The sequence below is a fragment of the Microcystis sp. M049S2 genome, from assembly GCF_020245625.1.
GTDB lineage: Bacteria > Cyanobacteriota > Cyanobacteriia > Cyanobacteriales > Microcystaceae > Microcystis > Microcystis ichthyoblabe_A.
This window is the reverse complement of the sequence record NZ_JADBUN010000222.1, coordinates 1-20,046: the sequence shown is the minus strand read 5'-3', so window position 1 is coordinate 20,046 and position 20,046 is coordinate 1. Positions and strand designations below refer to the sequence as shown.

11 protein-coding genes are annotated in these 20,046 nt (G+C 35.0%); 2 read left to right on the top strand and 9 right to left on the bottom strand.

Features of this window, described 5'->3' with window-relative positions:
* Positions 1 to 21: 21 nt before the first annotated feature.
* The 8 genes from IM496_RS18165 to IM496_RS18130 all read right to left on the bottom strand — a co-directional run bounded on the left by IM496_RS18165 (position 22) and on the right by IM496_RS18130 (position 16,340).
* Positions 22 to 2,292, bottom strand: a complete 2,271-nt coding sequence (locus IM496_RS18165; RefSeq protein ID WP_287662826.1) for an Hsp70 family protein — start codon at positions 2,290 to 2,292, stop codon at positions 22 to 24.
* A gap of 95 nt (positions 2,293 to 2,387) precedes the next feature.
* A complete protein-coding gene (locus IM496_RS18160) occupies positions 2,388 to 4,376 on the bottom strand; it encodes an Hsp70 family protein (protein ID WP_287662824.1) in 1,989 nt (662 codons plus the stop codon).
* A gap of 41 nt (positions 4,377 to 4,417) precedes the next feature.
* The gene (gene grpE, locus IM496_RS18155; protein ID WP_287662822.1) at positions 4,418 to 5,092 is read right to left on the bottom strand and encodes a nucleotide exchange factor GrpE; all 675 of its coding nucleotides are present in this window, start codon (positions 5,090 to 5,092) and stop codon (positions 4,418 to 4,420) included.
* A gap of 78 nt (positions 5,093 to 5,170) precedes the next feature.
* The gene (locus tag IM496_RS18150; RefSeq protein WP_287662820.1) at positions 5,171 to 8,047 is read right to left on the bottom strand and encodes an IMS domain-containing protein; all 2,877 of its coding nucleotides are present in this window, start codon (positions 8,045 to 8,047) and stop codon (positions 5,171 to 5,173) included.
* 40 nt (positions 8,048 to 8,087) lie between these two features.
* Positions 8,088 to 10,640, bottom strand: a complete 2,553-nt coding sequence (locus IM496_RS18145) for a GAP1-N2 domain-containing protein (RefSeq protein ID WP_287662819.1) — start codon at positions 10,638 to 10,640, stop codon at positions 8,088 to 8,090.
* Between the two features lie 4 nt (positions 10,641 to 10,644).
* Positions 10,645 to 11,811 (bottom strand): TRAFAC clade GTPase domain-containing protein, encoded by a 1,167-nt coding sequence (locus IM496_RS18140; RefSeq protein WP_287662818.1) that lies wholly within the window; start codon positions 11,809 to 11,811, stop codon positions 10,645 to 10,647.
* Positions 11,812 to 14,877: a double zinc ribbon domain-containing protein gene (locus IM496_RS18135; protein ID WP_287662816.1), complete on the bottom strand. Its 3,066-nt coding sequence runs from the start codon at positions 14,875 to 14,877 to the stop codon at positions 11,812 to 11,814.
* 377 nt (positions 14,878 to 15,254) lie between these two features.
* Entirely contained in the window at positions 15,255 to 16,340 is a 1,086-nt protein-coding gene (locus tag IM496_RS18130; protein ID WP_287662815.1) for a hypothetical protein, read from the bottom strand.
* Positions 16,341 to 16,640: 300 nt separating this feature from the next.
* On the opposite strand from IM496_RS18130, the gene IM496_RS18125 reads away from it, so the two are divergent.
* Both IM496_RS18125 and IM496_RS18120 read left to right on the top strand, forming a co-directional pair.
* Positions 16,641 to 18,158, top strand: a complete 1,518-nt coding sequence (locus tag IM496_RS18125) for an nSTAND3 domain-containing NTPase (protein ID WP_287662814.1) — start codon at positions 16,641 to 16,643, stop codon at positions 18,156 to 18,158.
* Positions 18,151 to 19,473 carry a tetratricopeptide repeat protein gene (locus IM496_RS18120; RefSeq protein ID WP_287662813.1) on the top strand — a complete coding sequence of 441 codons (1,323 nt, stop codon included), beginning with the start codon at positions 18,151 to 18,153 and terminating at the stop codon, positions 19,471 to 19,473. Before IM496_RS18125 ends, IM496_RS18120 begins: the two co-directional genes overlap by 8 nt.
* A gap of 55 nt (positions 19,474 to 19,528) precedes the next feature.
* Here IM496_RS18120 and IM496_RS18115 read toward each other — a convergent pair whose 3' ends face one another.
* On the bottom strand, positions 19,529 to 19,723 hold the full coding sequence (locus tag IM496_RS18115; RefSeq protein ID WP_052276200.1) for a PIN domain-containing protein: 195 nt from the start codon (positions 19,721 to 19,723) through the stop codon (positions 19,529 to 19,531).
* Positions 19,724 to 20,046: the final 323 nt, after the last annotated feature.

Sequence of the window (20,046 nt, the reverse complement as noted above, 5' to 3'; positions counted from 1 at the left end):
GCTGACAATATTTAATTTTATTTACCAGAATTTCAGCCAATTATTTGATTTTTGATTTGGTTCAGGATTGATCGGCTCGGTTTCTTGCGGTTTAGTTGTTGTTTCTAAACGAATTTGTCCACCACTTTCTGTTAATTCTTGAGCAATGGTACTAAAGGTTTCAGTCAATTGGTTTAAATCCGTAAAGAAACTTAGATCATCTCGTGAAGAAATTTGTCTTAAAAATTCTCTGTTAGCATCACCAAAACCGATAGCAATGATTTCAATTCCTTTTTCATGACATCGTTTAGCTGTTTGGATGGCAGCATTAGCATTTTGCCATTCACCATCAGTTAAAACCACTCCATATCTTAATCCATTAGTGTGTCTAAAATTGCTAAGTAAATCATTAAAAGGATTTGCACTTGTACCACTTCCATTAATTCCATTTTGTAAACTGGGAATTAAGTTGTTAATTCCGCAATTTATTTGTCGAATATTTTGATTAGCTTTGAGGGCTGTTCTTGAGTTTGCTGCAAATTCAATAATGCCGATTGAAGTTGTGGTCAAGTCACATTGACTAATAAAATTATTGGCAGCTTTGACAGATTGTTGAATCGGACTTTGAGGGTCTTGTGTAACACGCTTTACTGTGCGTCTAAATTCATCTACAGTAATGGGTTGAGAAATAAGCTGATTGACAGTAACTGAATCTGAAGCCATACTGAGAGACAGGTCAAATATAAGGTAAATATTCAAATGTTCTCGCACAACTGTTTCTTGAGGAGATTTAGTAAATCGATCATCTGGAACATCTAAAGGGACTGGTTCAATGGTTAAAGTCAAGGGTTTTTGGGTACTCCTTTCAACCGCAGAAACTTCAACAACACCACTCAAATTATAGGAATAAGTGATGTCAATAATTGCTAATCGCGAGTTGACCATCGGAATGTCAGTAAAGACGTAATTTCCAAGATAAACACAACTCATAGGATCTAAGGTTTCCCCTTGTGTCATAAAGACTTCTAGTTTATTTTCTTCTCCTTTTTTGACTCGAAATTGATAGGGACGGGTTTGTTGGGAGGGAATCGGTTGATTTTTGGAAATAATAATACTATTAATATATTTATCTCCATTTTCACTAACAGCAATCATTCCTAAACTATGACTAATAACATCACTCGATTTTTTCACTCCTCCTAAGAGTAAAGTTTCAGTAGATTGAGTTTTTCCTGACAAAAATAATTGAGGATTTTTTTGTTGTTTTGCTTCTATATCTATTGCGGCTTGAATCGCTGCCCCTAATGCGACGGCTTCATCGGGATTCACTCCACTTAGAGGTAGTTTACCTGACATTTCTTCTACATATTCACGCACCATTGGCATTCTCGTAGAACCCCCCACTAAGACTGCTCCCTCAATATCTTTCCATGTTAAATTAGCTTCATCAAGGACAATATTTACTAACATTTGTGTTCTTTCGATTAAGTCTTTTGTTAATTGCTCAAATTGTTGACGGGTAATTTCATAACTAGCTTGATGTCCTCCGCCTTTAACCGATACTTTAACCGCTTGTTTTGTTGACAAGCTAATTTTAGTTTTTTCTGCTAAAATCATTAATTCATTAAAGTCTTCTCCCATTAATTCCACGCCAAAATCTTCTTCAAATTGGGTAGCGAGAAATTGTAAAATGCGATCATCCCAATCTTTTCCGCCTAAAATATGATCTCCGTCTGTAGCAATGACTCGAAGTTCATCTCCTGTAACTTCTACTAGAGAAACGTCAAATGTTCCACCTCCAAGGTCATAAACCAAAATTTTTGAATTATTTTGATTAGGGCGAACTCCATAAGCGATCGCAGCAGCGGTAGGTTCATTAATAATTCTAAGAATATTAAAGCCAGCTTTTTTCCCTGCTTCAATGGTGGCTTCACGCTGCATATTATTAAAATAAGCAGGAACAGTAATCACAGCATCGGTGACAGATTGACCTAAAAAATCTTCGGCACAGTGTTTAAGATAGGAGAGAACCATTGAAGATAGATCAATGGGGGTATATTCTTGATTATTCTCTAAATAAAGGGCGTGGGTATTGCCCATATCTCGCTTAAAAAAGGCATAAACTTGTTCATCTCCTAATGCTTGTTTTTCTTTGGCATCATCGCCAACAAGGGGCGGATTACTACCTAAATCAATAACGGAGGGAGTAATTCTTTTTCCTTGGTTATTAGGAATGACTTCCGGTTTGCCATCTTTAATATAAGCGACAACTGAAAAGGTAGTTCCGAGGTCAATACCAACAAAATTGTTCATGATTTTATTATTTTAGTTGTCAGGGTGAATACTTTATAAAAAGTGAGGAGAATGGAAAATAAATGATTCTCCATTCCCTAACAAAAGGTAAAAAATTAGCTATAGACCAAACTAGAGTTGCGGGCTTTCATTGCTTCTTTTTCTTCTTCGGTTACACCCCCTTCTGTTTTAATAGTGACAGTAGCATCTCGACCTGTTGATAGTTCTTTAGCATACATCTCAAGCATTCCTTGTTCATTTAATTTAAAAGTGACATCAATAGGAGTACCTTGAGGTAAACCACTAGGAAGGCTTATTTCTGCTTGCCCAATTTCTGTACTCAGGTGTAATTCATAATATTGATCAGTTGAAGAATTTTGGGCAATTAACAGTTCAACACTTGTTTGATTGGCCGATCCTGTACCAAAACGTTGAGTAACATCTGCTGGAACAGGATCATTTTTCTTAATCAAATTAACCAATTTTTCTTCATTTTTTACACGTGCTTTAATGCCAAAACTACAACTTGTCACATTAATAATTTTGGTTTCGGTTGCTTTTTGAACTTCACCTAATGTTAAACCATTATTTTCGGCAACTTCTTGTTCAGCTTTCTGCTTAGTTTCTTCTGGTACATTTTCAAGTTTAACGTCTTCTGGTTTGAGTCCAAGTTTGTCAGATATATTAATACGAATTTCTTGATCCAGCATTAATTTATGACCATAGATAGCGGCACCTTTAGCAACGGATTCATCGGGTTCACAAAACTTAGGTTCTTTGCCAAATTCTTCTTGAATACGACGAGCAACTTGAGGCATCTTAGTAGAACCTCCTACCATTAAGATTTGGTCAAAGTCTTCAACTCCTCGCTTTTTCGCTTCAGCAATAGCGATTTTAGTCAACTCAATCGTTCTTTCTAATAAACTGTTCGTTAATTCATCAAAAGTTTCACGAGTCAGTTCAATTTTTTTTCGTTGCATATTGTGCATAACAGGAATAGAAGTTTCCCCTTTTTGTGTTAGGGTTTTTTTGGCGTCTTCAGCCCGAACATATAATTCTTGTAAAGTTTCAGAGGACTCTAAAGGATCCTCACTAGATACTGTTTCTTCTTGCCATTGTTGAGCCAAATAAGTCACAATGGTTTCATCCCAATTTTTTCCACCTAAATCATGATCTCCTTCGGTACAAACAACAGTTATATTACCACCCTCAATCTTGATTACAGTAATGTCAAAAGTTCCCCCTCCTAAGTCATAAACTAAAACCGTCTGGTCTGCTTCTTCATTGACTCCATAACAGATAGCTGCTGCTGTAGGTTCATTAATAATACTACGCACATTTAAACCAGCTGTTTCCCCTGCCAATTGAGTCGCCTCTCGTTCACGAATACCAAAATAAGCAGGGCAAGTAATCACCACATCTTTGATTTGATAACTGGTTTGTTGTTCAGCATCTTTTACTAATTTACGGAGAATATAAGAAGAAATTTCTTCGGGGCGATAAGATGTTCCTTCATGTTCAAAAGAAAACCCCTCTTTACCCATGAAGCGTTTAACCATATCTACAGTATTATCTGGCTCAAGCATACTGCTATTTTTCGCTTCCTTACCAACAATTCTTTCCTCACCATTAAATTGCACGACTGAGGGAGTGGTTCGGTCTCCTTCCATATTAGCAACTACATTAGGACGACCATATTCATCAACATAAGCGATACAGGAATAGGTCGTTCCTAAGTCAATACCAAAAATAGGGGTAATTTTAGACATTTTCTTGGTCTCCTTGACGTTTTTTTGAATGGGTTTATTTTGATTCAGTTGATTAGCATCAGGCTCTGCTTCAACTTGAGGGTTATTGAGTTGAAAATTTTGCTGAAAATAATCAGCTTCAATTTGCCTTGAATTTGGATTTTCCATTACTTCCTTAATTTCAGGAAGCATTTGTAAGTAGGTGTTATATTCCATCCGATATTTAGGATGTTTGCTTTTTTTAGTCCACTCAGTTTGTTTCAGAGTAAAAATTTCTTGAAATACTGATTCAGACCAAGGTTGATTCGGGTCAATTTCCAGAAGTAAGAAGAAATTCGGACGGGAGGAATCAATCATAAGAAAATAAGTGAATGAGGTAAGAAAAAATTTTTTGGTTTTTATTGATTGGATACATAACGATAGACACTAACGGTTTCTGGACGAACAATTCGCTCTTGATACTGTAACCCCATCCGCAGATGCTCTACAATTTGTTTATCGAGAGTAGAGTCATCAGTATTAATAATTTTTTGTGCTTTTTGTTTACTACGGTCATAAGTTTCACTGTCATTTTGATAGAATTTAAACCCGTAACGGCTAACTATTTCTTCAATTTCTTCAGTGAAGCTTGTTAACTCGGATGCTATGGAATTGGCAGAATTAGATTCAGATAAATTACCATATTTCTTAGTCAGTAATTGGAGATGATCGTAAATGCTAGTAATGTCCATAATTAAGGGTCGTAAAATTTTAAATACCATATCTTCTCGATAATCTTGCAACTCTTTATGAAGGGCATTAATGGTACGTTCTTTGCTCTCATCGTATTTAACTTTGACTTCAAAATCTTTTTGTAATTGAGCAATAGCTTGATGAATGTTATCAATTATTGGCTGAATTAAGTTGAAGTTATTAGGGGTTTCTTCTTGTTGAATATTCTGCTCAATATTAGGCACATTCTGGGGCATAGATTTAAGTTTTTCTGGATTGAGGGGAGATTTTTCTAATTCAGCATGAGGTAATTTATTCTCTTCTAAATTAAAAATATCAGAGGCAGAATTTTGGTCTAGCATTGGGTTTTTGTCATCTGTGATTTGTTGTGAATTAGTCATTTGAGAATTACCTCCTTGGTAAGTTTTAGTAAATTTTAACTAGCGGATAACTTGAGAGCTTTCAATTTTCCAACTCCCATCAACTAATTTCAAGTTATAAAGAACAGTTATTTTTCCTGTTTTGCTATTTTGAGGGTCAACTCTATCATTGATATAGAGAGTTTGTTGCTCAGTTACACTAACTTGAATACTAGCTTGATTGCCATTGATAACGAATTTTTCAACGTTATCAATTGTTTGCTGTCCGTATTTATATTGACTATTTTTCTTCTGTAAATAGTCTATAGAACCGTTATAACCAGCTGTTTTTTGATACTGTTCACCCGTTGTAATTTTCTGAGCAATTTGACGGTCATAAGGGGGAGCAAACATTGTTCTTTTCGCTTGTAACCATTTCTTAATAAGATTGACAGCATCTTGTTGTGAAAGGGTTGCTGTTGAAGAAGAATCAGTAAATATTTGTTCTGCAATGTTTTGGTCAGAAACAAGAGCCACATGGGAATTATTAGGTGAATATGAGGTAGGAACAACTTCTGATAATTCATTTCCTTGCAATTTGAAAGTTTTAGTGACTTTTAGACTGGGACAACAAGCTGCATCGCCAGGCCCATTAGTAATAAGTGTCAGTTTAATCTGATTATTTTTTATTTCTACATTTTCAATTATTGTCCGATCTCCTAAGTAAAAATTAGATGTTTGTGTAGGGATGTTATTTTGATTAAGGATGACAAGAAATGACTTAAATATTCCACTCCCACCACCATTTTCTGCTAAGATGACCACCCCATCTTCTGAGCTATCATTATTAATATCTCCGAAGTATATTTGCTCGATTTCAACTGATTGACCTGTAGCACTATTTGGTGATTGTTGAAAAAATTTACCGTCAGTTAATGGGTAGGCTGTGTTATACAAGGTATAAGTCATGTTTTTTAGTTTTTCTTCAGTTAAAGTTTTGTCACTTATTTGAGATTGAGGATTACTTTTTTTAATTTCTGAAGATTGAGAAGAATTAGAGGGTTGAAGCGTTTTAACAGTCCAACGAATAATGGAATAACCACCGAACAGCACACCAGCCATAATGGTTGCGATAAACACAGGTAAACCATAATTAATCCACGTTGTTGAACGCAAAAACTGCCAAATAAATGAGGCTTTATGGGGTAAGGTATTGGTTTGTTCCATAAGCCATACCATTGGTTCTAAAACTCGGACACCATCAAAAGAATTGGAAGAATTACTACTGCCAATTGTCTGATCTCTAAAACCAATATTTGAACAAGAGAAAAATCGAACGTTAGAAAAATTCAATTCTATATTACGAACAAGATTCCCTGCTCCATTATCTTCTAGGAAATTTTTGATTAAAATATTCATCGCATCCTGCTCATTTGTTATGTCAGAATGGCTCGCCATATATTCACGAGCTTTATAAACTCCAATTTGTTGTTCAAGGTCGGCACAATCCACTTTAGTAACAATAATGGCAACAGGTTGAGTAAATTTTTTTCCTTTTCTTTTCTTTTTATTCTTTTCAAATAAAAATAACATTCTTTCATAAGCGGCATCTAAGTCTTGGTTGGGTAAATCCTGAATATCAGCATTGTTTGAAAGTGCGTCTTGGTATCTTTGTCTAACTTGCTTAATCGAAAAAGGATCAATGACAAAAAAAGCTCCATCTACATACTTGAAGTATTTTTGTAACTCTGCTTGTTCATCAGTATCTATATATTCTCCTGCTAAATCGTAGAAATACAAAAGATTAGGGACAGCTTGATTAGTCTTTTTGACTTCTAAATTTAACCCTTTGGCACTATCACCCGCCGCAGAAGTTTTGAGTAAACGTTGACCATTTTTTAGGGAATTAATATTGTCTTCATACTTTCGAGCGTGTAAAGAATTAGGTATGCTGACATCTAAACTATGAGCAGGAGAATATTCTTCTGTAAATTGTTTGATTGCCATAAACATATAATGGCTTTTACCAGAGTTAGGAAGTCCGACAACTGGAATATGAGCGTTGATTCCCCCAATCCCATCTAAGGGGTGTTTACATTCTGGATTAGGACAAACTTTTGTCAATAACTTATCTCGTCCAAGATAGGTAAGAGTTGGTAAAGATTTGCTACAAACTCTAGAATTATTAGTATTAGGTAAATCTCCTTTACAAGTATGATTAAAAACCCCATAAACACTCGGCCAAAGTCGAGTATGTTCTGTTGAACAATCTGGACAAATGTAGGTGGGAATTTTCATCGGTTCATGGCATTCTGGACATCTGTAGTAAGTTTTATAAAAGCTACTATATAGGTAGTTTCCTACGGTCAAAAACAACATTAAAAAGCTCGTAATCATTGTGCCGATGACACAGAAAATAAATTGTATTCCTAAAAATAGGGCAACAATGACAGAAGCTGCTACAAAATGAAAAAACCATCCAATCATTAAACCGAGTGCTGGTCCGTAAAATCCCATTATTGCCCAAACTTTTTGCCAAATATTACCAGACCATGAAAAATGTCCATTAGAAAATCTATTTTTCGCAATTTCTAGCCATTTTCCTGCATCGTCTTTTGTACTTTGCCATACATTCATACTAACAAATCGCATGACATACCAAGCTGCACCATAGATATACATTAATTTGGCTTTTTGTGCTTTAAAGAATTTAATTGATTTTTCTTTATCCAGATAAGACTTAGTTTTAGTTACTTGAAGCCCTTCGTAAAAAACCTGAATAAAGTTCTTAATACCAACACCAATACCAGCAATAGATGTAACTGTTGCACATAATATGATGACAATTATAGTTAACCATGAGATTATGGTTAGAGTTGGTATAACTATATGAATAATAAAAAGATATAGAAGCCATAAAACAAAACCAGTACCTATTAAATAAAGCAAAACTTGCATATATTTTCCTCCTTAATAAACAAAATGATCGGTAAGTTAATCAACTAAAGAAATTAGAAATTTTTCCCATAATATTGGAGCGTGTATTCTCAAAAATAGGTTGGATAATAGGATACCAACTTTTTCTTTTAATTTTGCTTTCAAACTCTTTTTTGACCTTCCCAAAGCCTTTATTTTTAAATACTTCTTCAAGGGCATTGGGTAAGTTAATAAAAAATTCTGGCACAAAATAACCGAGTTTTTCTGCTAAATGGGAAGAAACGTTAAACCATAAATCCATAATCAAAACTATGTCATTAACTCTTTGTTCTTCCACTAAGCAGTGGCAAAAATTCGACCAGTATATATCCCAAAATAAATCACGATGTCGAATAACATAAGCAATTTGAACGACTTTAAAGTGTTCTTCTGTCAGTTTTTCAGGGGTTTTTTGAGCAAAGAATTTTTCTAATAGTTTTTCAACTTCTTCCTCATATTTTTCTGGTGGTAAAGTTTGATAACGTTGGTTTGAAGCTTCAATGTTCATTTCGGAAATACGATTATGGTACATATCTAATGACCCCTGTAAAATAAGTGTTTGTTCTTGAGAAATGGATAAGTTAGGATTTGCTAAAACTCTGGTGTAAATATTAGCAAGTGATTCTGTGGGGGTGTTAAGTTGAAGAGTGGAAAGTAAATCTTGAATTAACTGATTATAAATATCAATTTCAAAAATACTTTCAGACTTATCTTTTTGCAATAAAGTTTCAGCTAATTCTTGTCGCTCAAACTGTGGTTGTGTCCAGATAAATTCTAGAGCTTCTTTTACTTTTGATTTATGGTATTTTTGAGCCAGATAATCTAACCATAAATAAATAACATCAATGGCTTGTGAGGTGGAATGAGATTGTAAAATATCTCTTTGTAATTCATAGTTATGTAACTCTGGAATGAGCGAAGAAGATTTTTGCCAGTAAGTCCAAAAATACTTAGGTCTTTGGTCAAAAGAAAATGGTTGAAGAAGCGCATAGTAAATCCATTCAAAGACGGGAGAATTAGGATATTTTTGTTTGTAGAGTAAAGCGTTATCAAGAATAAAGTCTTTCGAGAGTTTAGCATTTTCTAGAAAAACTTTAATCCAAGTTGATGCAATCACAGGAATTCTTAATCTTTTTGATAGCTCTTGCTCTGGAATGGCTGAGAATGTTTTTGCTAAGATGATACTCAAATTCTGCTGATTACTAGAAGACAAGGTTAATTCTTTGCCAATCTGTTTCCAGAAAATCAATAATTGTTCCGAGTCATTACTTCTTAATTGCTGAGTAAATTGTTGAATAAAATCTAAAGAATTAAGATGTTCTTTAAGTAATGCAGGTGAATAAAGAGACTCTAGAGCAGTCCATAAAGTCATAGATTTTTGTTCTTGTTTGTTAAGAACTAATGAAACAAAAATAAAGATAGCTTTATCAGCTTGATTAAGAAAATAACTATCTATCTTTTTGAGCATTTTTAAAGCATTAATATAAGAGGTAAGCAAATCACTCTGTTCTTGATTAATGAGTGCCTTTCCTAATAAATAAGATGCCCAAGATAAATCTTCTAAATCCTGTTGTACATATTGACTATGTGAGTTTTTTTGACTTTGCTCTTGGATGATAACTTGTGCAGATTCAATCACTTTAGCAAAAGGCAAAGCGTCTATTTCTCCCTTAATGGCTCTTTGAAAATTGATATAATAATCTAAATGTTTACTCAAGTATTTAGAATCAGAACTATAGCGATCTAACCATTCGTAAAACTCTAAAATCTGACTCTCATACTTTTGCTCATCTAAGTTTTCTAATAGATAAATCGCCAAATCCGATTCGGGAACATCACTAACTTTTTGTTGGGGAACATTAAGAATAAAGTAAGAGTAATATTCATCATTGCTACAACGAAAGTTAGAATTTTCGGTCGTTCCTGTAATCATAAAAGGAGCCGTATAAGGATCATGGTGGTAGGTGGCAAAAGTTAGATAGTTGACATAACGAGGATGTAAAATAGTGCTGAGACTAGCAATCCAATAAGTAATCGCTTCATTATCATCAATAATAATAATTTTTCGTTTTGATTGTTCATAGTCAATCACGGCACAAATCAACTTATAAAACCATTCTTGTCGTTTTTTATCTTTTAAAAATGTCCAAACTGAATCAAAATTAAACGTGATTTCGTGGTTAAATTCATTTAAAGTTGGTAAAGCAGTTTGTGAGGATTTATCTTGTTTAACCCAGAAGGGACTTTTCCACGAAAAAATGCTAGGAATAGTAGAGATTTCTGTAACTGTACCCACCAAACTATGAGCAAAGAAATTTCCATCTCTGCCAAATTCATCTTGTCCGCTAGATTGACTACAAACTAAAAAAGCATCTTCTTCATTAACAAAATAACGTAAAGCAATGGGATGAGTATTGATTGCTTTGACATCAACACCTGATGGGATAGAGTATCCAATCAATCGGTTTAAAATTTGACGTTTTTCACTCTCAAAATTAGGAGATTCAGCCTTAATTTGATAGCCAGTCCTAGTTTCTGTTCGACAAGATGTATAGTATTGTTGTTGGATAACCATTGTTTTACTTCCGTCCTTGTATAAATTGAAATTGAGAAAAAAGCCATAAAAGGGGATCTTCAATTCTTAAAGGAGACAACCCTTCAATCTTTCCATTGATAGGATTTTTCCCTAAAGGAGACATGGCAAAATAACGATAACAATTAAAATAGGTTTTAACTTTGTTATCAAATGCAGAACCCATCCATTCTTCAAGATAAGTGCAAATTTCTGTATGGACTGATTCCACATCAGGTAAGTTTAAATAACCAAAATGTTCTCCTGAATGATGTAAAACTGAATCCGCTTCAATAAAGGGAAATAAAGCATCACTTTTAGATAGGGTAAAGGCAATCGGTTTCTCAATTTTTTTACCAGCTTTAATTTTCAATTTTTGTTCATGTAATTCATAAAGACGTTCAACAATTCGATTGGGGTCTGCGCTTTCTAATCTATCAGGTAAATCCTCTTTTACTAACTGTCTTACTGTTTCAATTTGCAGAGGATCTAAGATGAATATAATCCCATCCGCTTCACAAAGATAACGTGCCTCAGAAGACATAATATCTATATCTTCCATATCTTCACCTGCTGTATCAAATAAAACAAGATTAATAGCTTTACGTTGACCGTTATTGTCAAAAGTTACACGAAGAATCATTGGTGTTTTCGCACGGGAGTCAACAGTGCTACTGACAGTCGCTTGTAAAATTTCTTCCCTAACAAAAATTGGTTTACGGAAAATTTCTTCATAAATTGTGCGACTTTTGTCATCAGTGAACATTACTCCTGCCTTAAAATTTTTGCCAATTTCATTTTGTAAACGATTAACTAAAACTGAAATATAGGTGCTTTTGCTACTACTTCGTCCTCCCATAATAGCAATCATTTTTTCCTCTATTTCTCCTGACAGATACTTTAAGTTATAGTGACATTTTGGACATACTTTTATAGAAGTTTCTTTGTTACAATTAGGACATTTTTCTAACTGATTTGATTTTCCAAACAAACGACCTAATCCTTTTTTTGTGGGTGTAAAGACTAAACCTTCTATAGTAGGGCTAAGAAGCCCTTGAGCTTGGGCTAAAATGACATCTTCACGTTTTCCTGAGCAACGAGTATAACTACATCGATATTCAAGTTGAGAGACTTCTGTTTTTTCAAAGCAAAAAGGACAAAGAATTTTAGACATTTAAAACATCTCCAATTTATCAATTTCTGGTTTGTTAATACGAACATAACCGCCTTTGGATTCATAAAGGCTATCGTTGGCTAAAAATAAAGATCCGTAACAACGATTTTGTTCTTTTAGTTCATAAGTAAAAGTTGTTTTGTCCTCCTGAAGTATTGTTGATGAAATGGTTAAAGCTGTTTCTCCATCTGTTTTTTTAATTGGCTTCCCTCCTTGTTTATAAACTAAAACTAAGTCTGGCATTTGCCCTTTGCCATTGATATTAATGATCAGCAAAAGTTTTCCTTTAAATAACCCAAATCCCTTTTTTTCCCTAGAGATTTCGTAATTAATCTTCATTAAAGTTGATAGGCTAATTCGCACCCGTGCTGATTCATTTAAGCCTGAAGCAATCAAGGTTTGTCCTGCTTTATTAAAGACAGCATAAACCACGATAAAATAATCTCTATTAGTAATACTGGTTAGGGGATAATAACCTTTTAGATTGTATTGATTTTTTGTAACTTTAATGTGGGTTGCATTTGAGTCTTTATGACTTGAAGGAAATTGGCGCTCGCCATGAGAAAGAATAATTTCTTGACAATTTTCTGGCCAATTCCAACGAACTTGAATTTCATTTGTCTGTTTTTGACATTTCAAATTGCTAACATCATCAACATTGACATACTCTCTGGTTTTGCCAAGATAAGCATTTTTTTGAAATAAAAGAATTGGGGTAAAGTAAAAAATTCCTTTCTTTTCAATTGTTATAGTTACAGATGTATTTGTTTCCTGTAAGACTTTGCCATATTCTGATAAAGAGCCTTGAGGTAATAAATGTGTTTTCCCGAAATCGGGAAAAGAATCGCTTTGTAAGACTGCTCCTTCTCCTTTTGTGGGTAATTGCCAAGATAGTTTCAGTTGGTAATAAGGGTCAGTTTTAATCACCTCAATGGTTAAATCTTCTAGGGGAGAAGGGGGTTTTTCGGGAATAACATCAATAGTAATTCCTTGGCTTTTAATAAGACTTCCATCATAATTTTTAAATAAACTATAAATTAGGTAATAATACTTCTTACCATTTTCTAAATTTTTATCAATAACGTTGCTGATATTGATAACTTCAACTCGTTCACCCTGATTAGAAGTATTGAACGGTTGAGTAGATCGATAAATCTGAATTTCAGTAACATTTTGAGGATGTGTCCAAGTTAAATTAACTTGCGTATCCATTGCTTGAGCAACCAGATTAGAAACTTCACTGGTTAACAGTATTGGTTGCTCTAATTGGGCAGAATTAACAGCAAGAACCCCTTCTCTATTAGTATAGATAGCATAATAAACTGGTTTACCACTTTCTACCGTGTTGTCATCATAACTTGTACTAAAAATAGTATCTAATTGTTCTCCATCTTTACTAGAAATAGGTTGGGAGTGATATTTTCTAATAATGGTATAACCAACTTTCTTAGAAGGGCTTGCTTGCCAAGATAAATTGATGATTTTATGGCTCTTGTTTGCAGAAAGTTGACTAGCAGGAAACGGTGGGGTTTTGGCTAATGCGTCTTTGGCGGCTTGACAATCTTTACAAATCGAAAGAACCTTTTGATAGAGGTCAATTGGATCTTCCCCTTGAGTTTCCAGTTGACGCACTTTTTCTAATTCTGATTCAGCTTTGTGAATTTCTGCTTCAATTTTACTTTCTTCTCTGTTTAAATCAAGAGAAGCAAATTCAAGCTTTAGCTGTTGTAAAATACGACGTGCTTCGTAATAAAGACGTTCGTTAATAGCATGATTGAGTTGTTGTTGACAATTAATTAGGTTCTGTTTTTTCTGTTCTGCTTCACTTTTTAATTGGCTAATTTGTTTACTTAAATCATCGTTAAGAGTCTGAGAGATCAATGGACTTGACCATGCTTGTTGGGTTAAATTAAGATGGTTAACTGCGTCTTCATAAAATTTTTGATGAATTAACTTTTGACTCTCCACTAAATAACGACGCACGATTGACTCATTCCCAATGGGAAAAGAACACTTAGAACAAGCCCGATCTTCAATACTAGAAATGAGTCCACAACTAGGGCATTTTATTTTTAAAGAACTTCCACAATTTGAGCAAAAATCTTGATCCCGCTCATTAATGGTTTGGCATTGAGGACAAGCGATTTTCTGTTTGACCGCTTCAACTCCTGCCATTTCTACGGCAATTTTTTTATTTCGTCCATAGGTTATGATATGCTTTTTTGCTTTTTCAACATCTATCCCTCTAGAAAAGGCTAATTCTAGTAAATAAGTAAACTGTTTTCCATAAATGATTTTTTCATGAAGCGTAATGTTATCAATTGCCTCTTCTAAAGATTGAAAAACTTGTAAACTTAGAGAAAAGTCATAAATTTTTCTTTTTTCATCATCCTTAAAAAAGGTTTTAGCGTGTCCAGCAAGTGCCATAATAGCACTTGCTTCAGCTGTTGATTGACCTGTGTTCTTGATTTCTTCATATCGGTTGCTTGCTGCTGCACACAATTCATCAGTTCTAGTGGTTTTGGGGAGTCCTAGAAAATTGTACAAATCTTGTTGATTTAAAAAGTTTAAATTATTTTCAATTTCACCAATTTTTGTTTTATCTGTGTCATTGATCTTAATATTTTCGGAGTCATTTGCTTCTTCTTTAGTCTTAATTTCAATCCCTAAATTACTGATTTGACGGCGAATCTCTGATTCTGAGAACACGCTGGAAAACTTAGTAATCAAATTTTTTACCTCAGATTCTAAAATATAGCCTTTAGCGACTATACCCTTTAAATCTCCCTCAAACTGTTGCTTGAAGATTTGAGCTTGTTGTGACTGACTTTCGAGAGCTTGTTTTCTTTCTTGTTCACGACTTTCAGAATCCCTCATTATCTGCTCAATCAACCTAACCATTTGCAGATAGCGAGTATATTCAAATTTATATTTAGGAATTTTTGTTTTTTTAGTCCATTCTCCTTGTTTAATTTTAAGAATTTTGCTAAATTCTCCATCTGACCAAGGCTGACTTGGATCTATCTCTAATAATTCGTAAAAGTTCGGACGTGATACTTCAGACATGAAAATTTATGATGGGGTTAGGTTTCTAGCTGATCATGGAAGTCCACTTCATAAAAGATTGGACTAGATATAGCAGTTTTCATCAGAATAAGGTATGGCTAAGGAGCTTAAACCCTTTGTTGGCAAAACTTGTCGATACCTCAGTGGCATGAAAAGCACTATAAGATGTTAAGTTTCTGAATTGTCCCTATCATAAATTGGGGACTTTCCCCGATGCAAATTTTTTTTGAAAAGCTGCAAGTCTTTGTGGGATAAGGCATTGCATCGCTAAGACTCTAGTTCAACTTCGGGACACTTAAGGATATAGCCAATTTTCAGGATAATTTACCTTAAGTTCCCAAAATCTAGTATTTATCGGAAACCTATTGAGCTAGACTTCACACCGCAAACGCTTGCTTGTGTTTATGAAAAATCTGGTCAGCGTTGTGGTACTGATGCTTAATCATCCACTGCTCCAGTTCAATGAGATACCATTGACCGGCAAATGTTCCATATTTTAAGCAAACTTTTTCATTATCGTGTAGAGTGTGCTTAAATCCAAAACGTTCTTTATACAGTGCTTCAATGGTTTCGTCCCCTTTTGGATAAGTCGTGTAGGAAATTTCAGTGTGAGCAATATCATGTTTGTAAGTCAAGATAGCTCGAATCAATTGCTGATAAACAAGATAACTTGTTCCTTTTTTGCCAGTTCCCTTTTCATCATAGAGAGAGAGACTTTCTCCGATGCTTGTTACATTTTTGGGTAACATCAAATGCTTTCCTGTGTGTTTTCCTTCACAAAATGTTGCCAGTTGACAAGGCAAATAGTAGCCATATTCAGGCAGAGAATAGGTATAACGTGCAACACCGATTACCTGAGAGAGATTCTGTTCAGGATAGGCTAGAAAAATAACCGATTGGTGAGTAAATAAATCGTCGATTTCTTTGCGATAATTTTGTGACTCAGGATAGCGATTCTTGAGAAATAAGAAATAGGATTCAATTTCTGCCGGTGTTTCCGCTTCCTTGACCAGATAACCTTTGACCTTTGGCACATCAAAAGAAAGTAAGGCTCTTTTGCTAAGAATCCAGCAGTTGCCAATGTTATTTAACACAATAAATCCAGCACAAGAAAACAGAATCTTCACATATTGCTCAATATCAGGGGTTTGGGATATATCATAGACAAAGAGAAGACCGTTATCCTGTAACATTCTTCGGACAGTCCTTAAAGTGAATAGGGGATCTTTTCGGGTGTAATTTGTGGTCTTTAGCGTTGCAAATGTTTGTGCCGTTAAGTCCTTTTCCTCGTTTGGTTTTAAATCAAGCCAACAAGAAAGTTGCTCATACTGACGCTCTGGTATTTGACCGCTAAATAAGTGATTGACATCAACTCCATCCGACGACAGTAGCCGCACCGATGTAGATGATAATGAGATAAACTGTTTACCATTGGTTTGGTTGATTATTTGAGAAATAGCCATTTTGCTACCCTTAGGAAGAGGACAACGAGCAATGAGGCTCTCTTCATTGGGAGTAAAGCGATAGAAATCCTTAGATTTCTACGGAGAAGCAAGCAAAACGATGATTTTTGGGCGCAAAAAGCAAAAGAAGCTGGAATTAGAAAGAATTAGAAAGCTTGAATGGCTTCCTATACCTATAATTGAGCAAATAGCTGATATGTGCTTAGTCAGATTAGAGAAAATTTTTTCAAAAAATGAGAATTTCTGGGGATAATTGATCAACAATAGAGAAATAAACTTATGTAGATTGAATAGAGAGCAATGAAGTTAAAACTCTCCGTAGCGGGACTTGAGCAAGTCAAAACCCGATGGGCGCAAAAACAAAAAGAAGGCTGGACTAGAAAATACTTATGCACCGAGGCTAGTCAATTTGCCAAACCCGATGGGAATTGGGAGGAAATTTCAAATGACCCAGCCCACACTTATTACTCTTATTACGCCGACAACTGCTCACCGGAGACTTTAGATCATTTTTTGAGGGGTAAAACCATTCAATCGGAAGGTTTTTTTGCCTTTTGTCGAGCTTTGAACATCGACCCTTCAAAAGTCGCAGATCTAGATAATCTTTTGCAAAAACTGACTCAAGATATCGAGCCTATCTGGGTGGGGCGAGAGTCTCTTCAAAGTGATTTACTGGAAAAACTAAGAGGCGATTGTCGCATGGTCGTAATTACGGGAATAACAGGTATTGGGAAAACTGCCCTCGCCTACAAATTGGCCTTAGCTTTGTGTCAAGAAGGGTTTCCTCCTGAACTGCCTATTGATTTTGATGGGTTTAATCAACGGGAGGATCAACAGTCGCAATCAGAAGCACAAAACTTTATCAGCACAGCTATTGATTTACTCAATCGTGGCGATGAACCTGTTACGGCAAAACAAGCAAAAAACCCAGAACAATTATTAACTCAACTGGTTAATCATCTGAGCAATAATCGTCGATTGATTTGGTTTGATTCAATGGAAAATATTTTACAAGGAGAACAACAAGATGGCAGTAATCGCTTTAAAGACCCCCTCTGGCGAGTCTTTTTTCAAAAAATATTAGAAGCCGAAGATTGTCAGACTCGAATTGTGATAACTTCGCAGGATAAGCCTGAAGATTTTGAAACTTTTAGTCAAGCTCAATATTGGCATATTCAGCCATTAATGGGATTAGAAGAGCAGGAAAGTTTACAGTTATTTGAACGTTTATTTCAACAAGCAGAAGTCGAATTAATTCTTCATGGACGTAACCTTGCTTACCTTAAAGAGATCGGAAAACTTTATGAGGGACATCCTCTCGCTATCCGCTTAATTTCTGGTGATATTATTGATAGACTGAATGGAGATATCAGCATTTATTATGAGGAGAATAAATCCCGATTTCGACGATTAAGAGAAATGATTGATGAAGCTCAAAAAGCCAATCCTGATGATTATTACAAAGTCAACTTAATGACCAAACAATTACGAAAACAACTGTTAGAGGAGGAAATCGAAAGAACAATAGAGCGACTTGAAAACACTTTTGAAACTGCTTATTTCTTGCTTATCTATGGTTCTACTTATTCATCTTTTGAATTTAAAAATGCGTGGTTTGAAAATCTTCAATTATTCTCAGAATACGAGGAACAAGATTTAGACCTAGCTCTTTTTACCTTGTTTAACCGTTATTTAGTAGAAACTCAAAAACAACCGGGATATGAACCACATATCAAACAGCACAGCTTAATTCGCAATGTTGCTTTCAAGCATCTAGTATCTACCCAAAGAAAAGAAGGAAAACCAAATCATGAATGATTTTAAATCTCCTCAATTAAGAGTCAAAGAACGTCTCACAAGTATCGATTTTACTGTTTTTGGAGAACTCGCTCAAGTCAAACAAAAAGGGGAAATTTTAGGAGCGACAGGAAGTCATTTTGAAAAAGCACATTTTGGCGCATTTATCTGGCATTTAATTGGTTATGAACGCCATATTAAGGATAAAATGGGACAGCAGCTCTCTATTCAAGAACGGGCAAGTCGTTATGTGGAAGCATTTCTCTGTCTGTGTCGATTAGGTTGGTACAAAGAAGCTAAATCTTTATTTTCTTTACCCTTAGAAATTCATGATCCAACTTCTTTACCTTTGCACAAACAATTACGCATCTGGGGACGCTATGAAGATGGCATAAAACTGTGTAAAGAATTATTAGGAAATCTTGACAATGAAACCGATTTTATCTGTTTAAGTGAACTCGGTTATATGTATCGAGAATTAGGACAATTTGACCAAGCAAAAAATTATGCGGAGAAACTCTTATCCTTAGCAGAGCAATTAAATAATCCTCTTTGGAAAGCAAGAGGAAAAGTAAATATAGCAACAATTGATGGAATAAAAGGGGAATATTTAAGCGCTGAAATAGGACTGAATGAAGTTTTAAATCTAGCCGAGATTATTCCCGATTGTGACGAAAAATTTGAGATTATTAATGTTGCCCATTCAAATCTGGGTAATTGTTATGGTTATCAGGGAAAAGTTGACCAGACTATTGCTTGTTTAGAAAAATACTTAAAATGGGCAGAAAAAATTAAAAATCTTATTTATCAAGCAACGGCTTTACGAAATTTAGGAGAAGCACACCGGCGAATCAATGATTTGAATCAAGCTATCGATTACACTCAAAGAAGTCTTAACTTATCTGAGCAAATAACCGATGAAGCAGGAATTATTTTGTCTTTGGGAAATTTAGCCTCAATTTATGGGCAACAAGCAAATTTTCAGGAGTCTGAAAAATACTTTAAACAACAAAAGAAAAGAGCTTTAGCTATTTCAGATGTGGCAGGTGTTGCCCATGCTTGCGCTGGATTAGGAGAAATTTATAGTATCACTCGAAAGGATGATCTAGCCTATCAATATCTTAATCAAGCTTTAGATATTGCCCTCGATATTGGAGAACGATATGTAGAACTAGAGACTTTAATTATTTTGGCCGAATTTGAAGAAAAAACCCATGATCTTAAATCAGCTATTAATCACTGGCAACGAGCTTTACATCTTTCTGAAAAATTAAATATGCTCTCCCATAAAGAGAACTGTGAACAAAATCTAGAAAGGTTGTTAAACCCCAACTAAGTTGAGACTGAGTAACGCACAGAAAACGGGTTTCTCGGAGAAACCCGTTTTCTACTCATGCAAAAGAGATGTCTATTGAAACAATCTGAATTTCCCTGACTCGGTGCATTGGTTTGGTTGGCTTTTCGGTGGTGATTAGTTCATCAGCTTGAATTTGCAGCGCAGCAGCAACATGAAGTGCATCCATCGCCGCTAAACCGTAAGTGCCAGCAATTTCATGACTCACTGCATCCTCCTCGACGTGCAGCAAGTTCTTGTTCTATTTCGTCTTCATTGAGCAGTTGCAATCCAGCCGAAATTGCCCGATGTCGGATTTCCCATAACTTTTTGCTTAATGGTGTTTGGGGAATAAATTTTAATTATATCTATTACTTCGCTACCATTATTATTCAATTCTTTAATTAAGTAGGTAGGCGTTAAAAGTTGTCAGATGCCCCCCTTATCAAGCTATCCCTTATAGGGATCTTTCTTAACAATTTTTGCAGTAAGCACTCCAACCCTTATCCTGACTTGATTTCAGTTTTTTCTTTGTCAGTAAGGGTGTCAACAAGGAATATTACAAATTGTTAACCG

Excerpts from the sequence above, each read along its gene's own strand:
- IM496_RS18125 (WP_287662814.1), top strand. The coding sequence starts at position 16,641 with ATGAAGTTAAAACTCTCCGTAGCGGGACTTGAGCAAGTCAAAACCCGA.
- grpE (WP_287662822.1), bottom strand. The coding sequence starts at position 5,092 with ATGCTAGACCAAAATTCTGCCTCTGATATTTTTAATTTAGAAGAGAAT.
- IM496_RS18140 (WP_287662818.1), bottom strand. The coding sequence starts at position 11,811 with ATGTCTAAAATTCTTTGTCCTTTTTGCTTTGAAAAAACAGAAGTCTCT.
- IM496_RS18165 (WP_287662826.1), bottom strand. The coding sequence starts at position 2,292 with ATGAACAATTTTGTTGGTATTGACCTCGGAACTACCTTTTCAGTTGTC.
- IM496_RS18120 (WP_287662813.1), top strand. The coding sequence starts at position 18,151 with ATGAATGATTTTAAATCTCCTCAATTAAGAGTCAAAGAACGTCTCACA.
- IM496_RS18160 (WP_287662824.1), bottom strand. The coding sequence starts at position 4,376 with ATGATTGATTCCTCCCGTCCGAATTTCTTCTTACTTCTGGAAATTGAC.
- IM496_RS18150 (WP_287662820.1), bottom strand. The coding sequence starts at position 8,047 with ATGCAAGTTTTGCTTTATTTAATAGGTACTGGTTTTGTTTTATGGCTT.
- IM496_RS18135 (WP_287662816.1), bottom strand. The coding sequence starts at position 14,877 with ATGTCTGAAGTATCACGTCCGAACTTTTACGAATTATTAGAGATAGAT.
- IM496_RS18130 (WP_287662815.1), bottom strand. The coding sequence starts at position 16,340 with ATGGCTATTTCTCAAATAATCAACCAAACCAATGGTAAACAGTTTATC.
- IM496_RS18145 (WP_287662819.1), bottom strand. The coding sequence starts at position 10,640 with ATGGTTATCCAACAACAATACTATACATCTTGTCGAACAGAAACTAGG.